Raw genomic sequence first — 10,397 nt, 5'->3', positions numbered from 1 at the left:
GGCGCTCGAGCGCGGGCAGCTCACCCTCCGCGGCTACGACCGCGTGTTGCGTTTGGCCTGGACGATGGCCGATCTCGCGGGCGTCGAGATGCCGGGGAGCGACGAACTAGGAGGGGCACTTTTCCTGAAGAGAGGACTGATCGCATGATCGACGCGCTGTCGAACGACACAGAGATCCGCAGGGCGGCCGTGACGGCGCGCCCTGATGACGAACCGGACACGACGCTCGCCCGGGTCGCATGGAGCGTCATCGCCGAGCCGGGCGACGGTGTCGCCGGCGCACTGGTCGCACAGCTGGGACCGGTCGAGGCCCTCCGCTTCGCTCTCTCGCAGGAGAACTTCGGCCTCGCCGAGAAAGCGATCCACGACGGACGACGACGCTGGATGCCGCGTGCCGTACCCCGAGCGATCCGTGAGGCACTGCACGGGGCCACGGCGATCGGTGCCGGTCTGCTGCTGCCGGGGGACGTCGATTGGCCGGTCGCGCTCGACGACCTCGGTGATCACGCGCCGGCTGTGCTGTGGGTGCGCGGCGACATATCGACCCTCGCTGCCCGCAGCCGTGTGGCGATGGTCGGGGCGCGTGCGGCGACCGCGTACGGAGACGCCGTGGCTGCCGAGCTGTCCGGCGACCTGGCCGCTACCGGCACGGTCGTGGTCTCGGGCGGCGCCTATGGCATCGACGGAGCGGCGCATCGCGCCGCCCTCGGGGTCGGCGGCGGTACCGTGGCCTTCCTGGCGGGAGGGGTCGACCGCGCGTATCCGGCAGGGCACCAGGAGCTGTTCGAACGGATCAGGGCGTCGGGTGCTCTCGTGAGCGAACTGCCGTGCGGTGCGGCGCCGACCAAGTTCCGGTTTCTGTCACGAAACCGGCTCATCGCCGCCCTCGGCGCCGCCACGATCGTGGTCGAGGCCGGGTGGCGCAGCGGTTCGCTGAACACGGCCGGCCACGCGTCCTCACTCGGGCGTCCGCTGGGCGCTGTACCCGGCCCGGTCACGAGCGCGGCCTCGGCCGGATGCCACCGGCTGATGCGGGAGTACGACGCGCAGTGCATCACGAACGCCGCCGAGGTCCGCGAACTGATGGGCATCGAGGAGCTCCCTGCTGTGATGGCTGAGTCGCGCGAAGACCCGGAGCGGATTCGGCTGCTCGATGCCTTGAGCACGCGAACGCCGCGCTCGCCCTCCGAGATCGCGCGGATCGCCGGAATGGCGGAGGACAGCACGCGATCGTTGCTCGGGATGCTCTCGCTGGAGGGCAGCGTCGCGCGTGACGACGCCGGTTGGCGACGGGCGGTCGGATGATCGGTACGAGCCCGCGATCAGGTGAGGCGGTAGCCGACGCCGCGAACGGTCTCGATGCGATCGGCGCCGATCTTCTGCCGCAGGTATCCGACGTACACATCGGCCACGTTCGAGCCGGGGTCGAAGTCGTACCCCCAGACCCGACTCAGCAGCTGCTCGCGGCTGAGCACCTGCCCGGCGTTGCGGATGAGCTCCTCGGCGAGGGCGAACTCGCGTGCTGACAGCTCGACGGCATGCTCGCCGACCCGGGCCCGGCGGGTGCGGATGTCGAGATGCAGATCGCCGTGCGAGAGATCTGTGCCGACCACCTGCTCCTCCCGTCGCATCCGCAACCGGATGCGCGCGAGCAGCTCATCGAAGCGGAACGGCTTGCCCAGGTAATCGTCTGCTCCGCCCTCGAGCCCCGCGATCGTGTCGTGGAGCTCGACCCGAGCGGTGAGCATGATCACCGGCAGAGTCGATCCAGACCCGCGCAGCCGCTCCAGCACCTCGAACCCGTCGAATCCGGGGAGGTTCACATCGAGGACGAGCAGATCGAACTCATCGGTCTGCGCCAGATCGAGCGCATCGGGACCGGTGGCGGCGACGCGGGTCGCGAAACCGGCGGCACGCAGCCCCTTCTCGATGAACCCGGAGATCCGCGGTTCGTCGTCGGCTATCAGGATGGAAGTCATGATCCATCGACCTCCTTCGTATCTGCGTTTCCGTTGGCCGCGGGCAGCGGGGGCCGCGGCGGGATGACGACGTCGTCGAGATCATCGGCGTGGCTGGCGGGCGCATCGCGGCGCGGCACTCGGAGGATGAACACGGCCCCGCCGCCGTCCGCATCCTCGACATGGGCCGTTCCGTGGTGCGCACGCGCGATCACCTGCACGATGTGGAGGCCGAGCCCGCTTCCGCTGCGCGCGGCGGCGTCCGCGCCGCGCTGGAACCGCTCGAAGATCCGCTGCTTGGCGTCGTCCGGTACGCCCGCCCCTTCATCGCGGACCCAGAACTCGATGCTCTCGCCGACCGTGCGGCTCCCCATCTCCAACGCGCCGTCGCCGTGCGTGACGGCGTTCTGTGCGAGCTGCAGCATGGCCTGTGTGATCCGAGCGGCATCCAGCGTCGCTGATCCCTCTGCTACCGATCCGAGCTTCACCTCGGCGCCCACGATTCCCTGCGCCTTGCGCGAGATCTGACGGACGAGATCGGCGACGTCGACGTGCTTCGGCTGCACCGGTGCCGGGCCGTGCAGGGCCGCGGCCGCCGCCAGATCGGCGACGAGTCGCCCCATGCGATCCAGCTCGTCGACAGCGAGCTGCCGGGTGTCGCGGGCATCGTCGGGGTCCTCGGGGTCCATGACCTCGAGGTTTCCGCGCACGATGGTGATCGGGGTCTTCAACTCGTGTCCGACGTCGCTCAGCAACTGCCGTTGCGATTCCAGCGCGTCGTCGATGCGATCGAGCATGTCGTTCATGGTCTCCGACAACTCGGCGACGTCGTCGTTGCCGTCGACAGGGAGCCGCTCGTCCAGCGACTGCGCTGTGATCCGCTCCGCCGTCTCTCGCATCTGCCGCAGGGGGCGCAGCAGACGTGTCGCGACGATCGAACCGGTAGCGGCGATCACGACGAGCGTGATCCCGGACGCCCACAGGAACATCTCCGCGGAGTCGTTGATCTCGGCGAGTTCGGCTTCGAGGTCGTAAACAAGCACGAACACGACCTCCTGCGGCTTCGGCGACCCTTCGATCACGATCGGCGCCGCAAGGTATCGCCACGTGCGACCGTCTTCGGCGTAGGTGGCGATGAGGGGGTCGCCGTCCTGCAGCAGGCCGTGTGCGTGCTGCGCGAAGTCGGCTTCGTTCTGCAGATCGAGATCGAGCTGGATGCCGGGGACGGTCGTGATGACGCCGTCCACCATGCCCATGGCACCGGTGTTGTCGTCGGGGCTCATCCGCTGCACGACCGCGGCGAGAGCGGCCGACGACGACGCCCAGCCGGTGCCATCGTCGCCGGTGCCGACGATGAACCGTGCCGACTCGAGATTGTCGTGCAGCCGGGCATCGACTTGCTCCAGGATCCGCTGCCGTTCGACGAAGTAGACCGAGAACCCCACGGCGAGCAGACCGACCGCAGCAACGGCGGTGATCGCGGCGACGATGCGCGTGCGCACAGATATCGCCAGTCGGCGACGTGCGGATGGGGCATCGGGTTCGGTCACCGCTCCAGTATCCCGGGCGGCACAGGGGCGAGGTGTCTCTATAAGAGAGATCTCATGCCACGTCGACCGTGGACGTGCTGGAATCGAAGCATGCCCCACCCTGACGATGACGCGCTGATCCTGGCGTCTGCGCTCGACCTCGCGCCGGACGCGGTGACCTTCCGTTCGCGCGAACCACTCGGTGCGGGTTCCGTCACCGGAATGCAGGTGGGCGATGACGCGCGTCTGCTGTATTACATGGACACCTCGGGGCTCGCCGTGCCGGCGGAGACCGGGATGGTGGCGAGCGATGACGCCGGGATCGTCCGCATCTGGCAGCATCCGGCAGACCCGCACCTTCCCGCCCTAGCGCCGGTGGCATTTCAGGATGCCGCGCACACGCTGCTCTCCCGGCTGGGCTTCTCCGGTGATACCGCGCCGGAGATGATCGCGTACCGTCCCGGCAGGAGGGCTGTGCTGCGCGTCGCGACCGATGCGGGCGACCTCTGGATCAAGGTCGTGCGTCCGTCGCGGGTCGAGCGGATCGTCCGCGCCGGAACCGCCGCCGTTGCGGCCGGTCTGCCGACGCCGGAGGTGCACGGGTGGTCGGAGGAGGGTCTCATCGTCATGGCGGGAGCCCACGGAACACCCGTCACGGAAGCTCCGTGGGACCCGGTCGGCCTGCTCGACCTCGTCGACGATCTGCGAGCCCGCCTGACCCGCGTGGAATGGGAACACCGAGCCCCCGGAATCGCGGGCCGACGGGACTGGTATGCCGGTCACGGCGACGAGCGGGCGGGGCGGATCCTCTCTGAAGCGCAACGGCTCATCGATGCTCCTGCTGGTGTGCGCACACCGACGGTGGTGCACGGCGACCTCCATCTCGGACAGCTGTTCCTGCACGAGGGGTACATCAGCGGGCTCATCGACATCGACACCCTTGCGGTCGGTGACCCCGGCGAAGACGCCGCGGCGTTCCTGTCCCACGCGATCGCGAGCGCGTTGCTCACAGGCGGTCATGCGTCTGACCGCGTCTGGGCGCTCGCCGACCTCGCCGCCGACCGCTGGGCGAGCGACGACGGCGTCCGCGGGCGGACGCTGATACATCTCGCCGGGCACCTCATCGCGGCCACACAACGGGGAGATTCAGCCGGTGGGTCCCGGCTCGAGAACGCCGCGTCGGCTCTTGCACAGGGGCTCGCGCCGTCGGACGGTCGCGGCTAAGAAGGCTCTCATGGACGGTTTCGATTGCCCTTACCGGCGCCGATCAGGATGGAGACATCCCGCACGACGCCGCACGGCGGCAGAACACACAGGAGGATGACATGAACAAGAAGTGGATCGTCTACGGCATCACGGGCCTTGCAGGCTTCGGCATCGTCGCGGGCGGCGCGGCCGCAACCGCGAGCACGATGGATCTGAAGACCACACAGGGCGCCGTCGTCCCCGGCGGCGCGATCACCGATCGAGGCGGTGTCCTGGACAGCACGACCGTCCAGCTGCGCGAGACCAACTCCTCGGTGACCGTCGTCACCGCGCCGTCGGCGGCGTCCGTGCACTCCGCGGCCTCCGCGGCGAGCGCGACATCGGCGCCCAGTGCCCAGTCGGCACCGAGCGCGCAGTCGGCACCGAGCGCGCAGTCCGCCCCGAGTGCCCAGTCGGCCCCGAGTGCGCAGTCCGCGCCCAGCGCCCAGTCGGCACCGAGCGCGGCATCCATTGCCAGCGCGCCGTCGAACTGACCCGAAGCTGCGAAAGACGCCCCGAGGCCTCTGGTGCCTCGGGGCGTCTTCGCATGCGGCGAGGCATCCGGGCGCGGCCGGTGCACCGCGGCATGCTGGGGGGATGGAGCTCACGGCAGCGGTGAACGCATTCACCACGCACCTCGCGCAGGTGCGTCGGCTGTCGCCCGCGACTGTCCGCGCCTACAGCTCCGACCTGCGCGACCTGACCTCCTCGATGGGCGTCGCGTCGCTCAACGACGTCGACCTCGAGATGCTCCGCGACTGGCTGTGGAGCGCGACGCAGCGCGGCGATGCCCGGTCGACTCTCGCACGGCGTGCCGCAGCCGCACGATCGTTCTTCTCCTGGGCCAAGGACGAAGAGCTCATCAGCGTCGATCCGGCACTGCGGCTGATCGCCCCCAAGCGCGGGCGCACCTTGCCGCAGGTCGCCTCGCAGGACGGCATGCGCGCACTGCTCGACGACAGCGCCCGCGCGGCGGCCGACGGAGACCCGATCGCGCTCCGCGACCATGCGATCCTCGAACTGCTCTACGGCTCGGGAATGCGGGTCTCCGAGCTCTGCGGCCTCGATATCGACGACATCGACCTCGATCGTGCGACGGCGCGCGTGCTCGGCAAGGGCTCCAAGGAGCGTGTCGTGCCGTACGGTCGTCCCGCCCGCGATGCGATCGGCGCCTACCTGACCCGCGGGCGCCCGGGGCTCGCCGCGCGTGCGACCGCCGCGGGACCGGCAGTGTTCCTCGGCATCCGCGGCGGGCGGGTCGGCGCCCGGGCTGTCTACACGCTCGTCGCCGCAGCGCTCGGTCCGATTATCGGGGCGGATGCTGTGGGCCCCCACGCGCTGCGCCACTCCGCAGCCACGCATCTGCTCGATGGCGGAGCTGACCTGCGCGCGGTGCAGGAGATCCTCGGCCACGCGAGCCTGGGCACCACGCAGATCTACACCCACGTCTCCTCCGAACGCCTCACGGCGACCTACCGACTGGCCCATCCGCGCGCGTGAGCGCGTCGCAGCAGGGCAGCAGGATCGCTCGCGGCACCTCGCCGAACATCAGCATCGGATTGATGTAGACGCTGTTCAGCCGCACCCCGACGTGCAGCGTCCCCGCTGCGGAGTGTCCACCGGATGCCAGCGTGCCGATCTCCTCGCCGGCCTTCACGACCGTGCCCGGTGCGAGGTCGGACTCGAGCGGCTCGAAAGTCGATACGTAGCCGCCCCCGTGATCGATGGTGATCAGCGGTCGATCCACGACCACACCCCGGAACGCCACGACCCCGTCCGCGGGAGAATGCACCGGTGCCGCAGCATCCGCACCGATATCGATTCCGCGGTGACCGGGGCCGTAATCGTGCGCCGGGGCGCGGAACGGCTCCACGACGTCGCGATCACCCGAGACCGGCCAGCGCCATGGCGGATCCGGCGTCGGGGGAGTCGCCGCGGCCGGCAGCACCACGAGGAGCACTGCCGCGAGGACAGTGACGGAGACGATGCGGGCGCTGCGTGCGCCCTGGTGGGATGACAGCATTCATCCATGCTCGCGCTGCTGCCCCCACCCCGGGCAACCCGTACCCGCGGACCGTGGAGAACACGCGGGAATCCGCGCCGGTGCAGGAGCAGTCAGACGTCCGTGATCCTGTACACTGGAGGTCGCACCTCGATATCCGGGGTGACTACGCGTGCCCAAAGCGATCGACGTCCTCGTGACAGACATCGTGGCATCCACTCCCACAGGTCCTGCTCGCAAGAGCGGGTGGGCGTGTGCCGGGCACCAGGATTGCCGATCACCTGATCGGCGAAGACAACCTCAAGGGCGCGACAGCGCCGGAAATAAGGAGAAGACCATGGCTGTGGTCACCATTCGCCAGCTGCTCGACAGCGGCGTTCACTTCGGACACCAGACCCGCCGGTGGAACCCGAAGGTCAAGCGCTTCATCCTCACCGAGCGCAGCGGCATCCACATCATCGACCTGCAGCAGTCGCTCGGCTACATCGACTCGGCCTACGACTTCGTCAAGGAGACCGTCGCCCGCGGCGGCACGATCCTGTTCGTCGGCACCAAGAAGCAGGCCCAGGAGATTCTCGCCGAGCAGGCGACCCGCGTCGGCCAGCCCTACGTGAACCAGCGCTGGCTCGGTGGCCTCCTCACCAACTTCCAGACCATCGCGAAGCGTCTGGCTCGTATGAAGGAGCTCGAGGAGCTCGACTACGAGAACCCGGCTGCTTCGGGCTTCACGAAGAAGGAGCTGCTGCTCAAGAAGCGCGAGCTCGACAAGTTGCACAAGTCGCTGGGCGGCATCCGCAACCTCACCAAGACGCCGTCGGCCCTGTGGGTCATCGACGCCAAGCGCGAGCACCTCGCCATCGACGAGGCCAAGAAGCTCGGCATTCCGGTGATCGGCATCCTCGACACCAACGCCGACCCGGACGACTTCCAGTACCCGATCCCCGGCAACGACGACGCGATCCGCTCCGTCTCGCTGCTGACGCGCATCGTCGCGGATGCCGCGGCCGAGGGCCTGCAGCAGAAGCACAACCCCGAGTCGGGCGACGCCGAGCCGCTGGCCGAGTGGGAGAAGGAGCTTCTCGAGGCTCCCGCCGACGAGAAGGCCGACACCGCCGAGAAGGCTGAGTCCGCTGAGGCTGAGAAGGCTGAGTCGGTCGAGACCGCCAAGACGGCCGAGGCCGATGAGAAGGCCGAGACCGCCGAGACCGCTGAGGCGACGGAATCTGTCGAGGCCGCTGCCTCGGAGACGGCTGCCGACGAGGCCGGTGCTGAGGCTCACGACGAGGCGGTTGCTGCCGCTTCCGGTGAGCAGACCGCAGAGGTCGCTGCAGCCGAAGCCACTGACGCCAAGTAATTCCGCGTACACACACCTGACGAAGCAAAAGGAGCCACGACACATGGCCAACTTCACCATCGCCGACATCAAGGCGCTGCGTGAGCAGCTCGGCACCGGAATGGTCGACACGAAGAACGCGCTCGAAGAGGCCGAGGGAGACCGCCAGAAGGCGGTCGAGATCCTTCGCCTCAAGGGTGCTAAGGGCAACGCCAAGCGCGCTGACCGTTCCACCAGCGAGGGTCTGGTCGTCGCACGCGAGCTGGACGGCGGCGTCACGCTGATCGAGCTGGCTTGCGAGACCGACTTCGTCGCGAAGAACGACCGGTTCATCGCTCTGGCCGACAAGGTCGCCGACGCCGCAGCTGCTGCGAAGGCCGATTCGGTCGAAGATGCTCTCGCCGCTGCCGCCGGCAGCCAGACTGTCGGAGAGCTGATCTCCGACGAGGCGGCCATCATCGGCGAGAAGGTCGAGCTGCGGCAGGTCCGCACCATCACGGGCGGCGCCGTCGAGGTCTACCTGCACCGCACGAGCAAGGATCTGCCCCCGCAGATCGGCGTGGCCGTCGCCTACACCGGTGACGACTCCGCGACCGCCCGCAGCATCGCGCAGCACATCTCGTTCGCCAACCCGTCCTACCTCACCCGTGAGGACGTTCCGGCGGATGCCGTCGAGAAGGAGCGCGAGATCGTCACCGAGATCTCCCGCAACGAGGGCAAGCCCGAGGCTGCACTGCCGAAGATCGTCGAGGGTCGTGTCTCGGCGTTCATCAAGCAGGTCGCCCTGCTCGAGCAGGACTACGCTAAGGACAACAAGCTCTCCGTCGCCCAGGTTGCGAAGGACGCCGGTATCACCGTGACGGACTTCGCGCGCTTCAAGGTCGGCGCCTAGCAGTCTGCAAGGGGTTCGGATCCACACGGGTCCGAACCCCTTCTTCATGCCCAAAAGGCACTATCTTGAATGCGGGACGAGAGGACACCACCCATGACTGAACGCACCGGACGCCGCCGCGTCCTTCTCAAACTCTCCGGAGAGGCCTTTGGCGGCGGACAGCTCGGGGTGAACCCCGACGTCGTCAGCCAGATCGCCCGTGACATCGCCGCGGCCGTCTCCGAGGTGGAGATCGCCATCGTCGTCGGCGGAGGAAACTTCTTCCGCGGCGCAGAACTCAGCCAGCGCGGCATGGATCGGGGGCGTGCCGACTACATGGGCATGCTCGGCACGGTAATGAACGCCCTCGCACTGCAGGACTTCCTCGAGCAGGCGGGCGCGCCCACGCGCGTTCAGTCGGCCATCTCGATGACCCAGGTCGCCGAGCCGTACATCCCGCTGCGCGCCGAGCGGCACATGGAGAAGGGCCGAGTCGTCGTCTTCGGCGCGGGCGCCGGACTGCCGTACTTCTCGACCGACACGGTCGCGGCGCAGCGCGCCCTCGAAATCGGCGCCCAGGAGGTGCTGGTCGCGAAGAACGGCGTTGACGGGATCTACACCGCCGACCCGAACAAGGACTCCTCAGCCACGCGCATCGAGAAGGTGACCTACTTCGACGCACTCCAGCGCGGCCTCAAGGTCGTCGACTCCACCGCTTTCAGCCTGTGCATGGACAACAGTATGGACATGCGCGTGTTCGGCATGGAACCGGCGGGCAACGTCACCCGTGCCCTGCTCGGCGATCCGATCGGCACCCTGGTCACCACCTGACCGTCGTTGCCAGGGCGCAGTCCGCGCACCTGGCTAGAATTGCAAGAACCCCCTGGATGATAGGAGCCACCGTGATCGCGGACGTCCTCGCTGACACCACCACTCGCATGACCCGCGCCGTCGAGGCGGCCAAGGAGGACTTCGCCACGGTGCGCACCGGCCGCGCGAACCCGCAGCTGTTCCAGAAGTTGATGGTCGACTACTACGGGTCGCCGACCCCGCTGGCGCAGCTCGCCTCGCTGGCCAACCCCGAGGCGCGTTCGCTGATCATCACGCCTTACGACAAGTCCGCGCTCAAGGCGATCGAGCAGGCCGTCCGCGACATGCCCAACCTCGGTGCGAATCCGACCAACGACGGCAACATCGTGCGGGTCACGATGCCCGAGCTGACCGAGGAGCGGCGCAAGGAGTACGTCAAGCTCGTGCGCACTAAGGGCGAAGACGCGAAGGTGCACGTGCGCGGCATCCGCCGCAAGGCCAAAGACGAGCTCGATGCGCTCAAGAGCGAGGTCGGCGAAGACGAGATCTCGCGCGGTGAGAAGGAGCTCGACGGGCTCACCCGTCAGCATGTCGATCTGATCGACGACGCGCTCAAGCGCAAAGAGACCGAGCTCCTCGAGGTCTGATC

General features: G+C 68.4%; 12 protein-coding genes. 9 read left to right on the top strand and 3 right to left on the bottom strand.

Translation table 11 applies throughout. The features are described 5' to 3' along the window. Both ACTICP_RS08645 and dprA read left to right on the top strand, forming a co-directional pair. On the top strand, positions 1-148 hold a 148-nt coding region (locus tag ACTICP_RS08645), incomplete at its 5' end, for a hypothetical protein (protein ID WP_441891418.1). After that, complete coding sequence (dprA, locus tag ACTICP_RS08640; protein ID WP_441891416.1) at positions 145-1,305, top strand: DNA-processing protein DprA; 1,161 nt, start codon at positions 145-147, stop codon at positions 1,303-1,305. The genes ACTICP_RS08645 and dprA, both read left to right, overlap by 4 nt. Positions 1,306-1,322: 17 nt before the next feature. On the opposite strand, the gene ACTICP_RS08635 is transcribed toward dprA, so the two are convergent. Together ACTICP_RS08635 and ACTICP_RS08630 are read right to left on the bottom strand one after the other, a co-directional pair. Continuing rightward, positions 1,323-1,979, bottom strand: a complete 657-nt coding sequence (locus tag ACTICP_RS08635; protein WP_441891414.1) for a response regulator transcription factor — start codon at positions 1,977-1,979, stop codon at positions 1,323-1,325. Then, positions 1,976-3,508: a sensor histidine kinase gene (locus ACTICP_RS08630; protein ID WP_441891412.1), complete on the bottom strand. Its 1,533-nt coding sequence runs from the start codon at positions 3,506-3,508 to the stop codon at positions 1,976-1,978. Before ACTICP_RS08630 ends, ACTICP_RS08635 begins: the two co-directional genes overlap by 4 nt. Before the next feature lie 90 nt (positions 3,509-3,598). Here ACTICP_RS08630 and ACTICP_RS08625 point away from each other — a divergent pair, with 90 nt between their 5' ends. The 3 genes from ACTICP_RS08625 to ACTICP_RS08615 all read left to right on the top strand — a co-directional run bounded on the left by ACTICP_RS08625 (position 3,599) and on the right by ACTICP_RS08615 (position 6,232). Further along, positions 3,599-4,711: a phosphotransferase gene (locus ACTICP_RS08625; protein WP_441891410.1), complete on the top strand. Its 1,113-nt coding sequence runs from the start codon at positions 3,599-3,601 to the stop codon at positions 4,709-4,711. 101 nt (positions 4,712-4,812) lie between these two features. Beyond that, complete coding sequence (locus tag ACTICP_RS08620; RefSeq protein WP_441891408.1) at positions 4,813-5,226, top strand: hypothetical protein; 414 nt, start codon at positions 4,813-4,815, stop codon at positions 5,224-5,226. Positions 5,227-5,329: 103 nt separating this feature from the next. Beyond that, positions 5,330-6,232 (top strand): tyrosine-type recombinase/integrase, encoded by a 903-nt coding sequence (locus tag ACTICP_RS08615; protein WP_441891406.1) that lies wholly within the window; start codon positions 5,330-5,332, stop codon positions 6,230-6,232. Here the strand turns inward: ACTICP_RS08615 and ACTICP_RS08610 are convergent. Beyond that, the gene (locus tag ACTICP_RS08610) at positions 6,195-6,755 is read right to left on the bottom strand and encodes a murein hydrolase activator EnvC family protein (RefSeq protein WP_441891404.1); all 561 of its coding nucleotides are present in this window, start codon (positions 6,753-6,755) and stop codon (positions 6,195-6,197) included. The two genes, ACTICP_RS08615 and ACTICP_RS08610, sit on opposite strands and share 38 nt — an antisense overlap. A gap of 316 nt (positions 6,756-7,071) precedes the next feature. Here ACTICP_RS08610 and rpsB point away from each other — a divergent pair, with 316 nt between their 5' ends. The 4 genes from rpsB (at position 7,072) to frr (ending at position 10,395) form a co-directional block, all read left to right on the top strand. Beyond that, a complete protein-coding gene (gene rpsB, locus ACTICP_RS08605) occupies positions 7,072-8,088 on the top strand; it encodes a 30S ribosomal protein S2 (RefSeq protein ID WP_441891402.1) in 1,017 nt (338 codons plus the stop codon). A 43-nt stretch (positions 8,089-8,131) separates the two neighbouring features. After that, complete coding sequence (tsf, locus tag ACTICP_RS08600; protein ID WP_441891400.1) at positions 8,132-8,959, top strand: translation elongation factor Ts; 828 nt, start codon at positions 8,132-8,134, stop codon at positions 8,957-8,959. A 93-nt stretch (positions 8,960-9,052) separates the two neighbouring features. Then, positions 9,053-9,769 carry a UMP kinase gene (gene pyrH, locus ACTICP_RS08595; protein ID WP_441891398.1) on the top strand — a complete coding sequence of 239 codons (717 nt, stop codon included), beginning with the start codon at positions 9,053-9,055 and terminating at the stop codon, positions 9,767-9,769. 71 nt (positions 9,770-9,840) lie between these two features. Next, entirely contained in the window at positions 9,841-10,395 is a 555-nt protein-coding gene (gene frr, locus ACTICP_RS08590) for a ribosome recycling factor (protein ID WP_441891396.1), read from the top strand. The last annotated feature ends 2 nt before the right edge of the window (positions 10,396-10,397 follow it).

The organism is Microbacterium sp., from assembly GCF_052102115.1.
GTDB lineage: Bacteria > Actinomycetota > Actinomycetes > Actinomycetales > Microbacteriaceae > Microbacterium.
The sequence above is the reverse complement of the archived record's forward strand: the minus strand, read 5'-3'. Positions and strand labels throughout refer to the sequence as shown.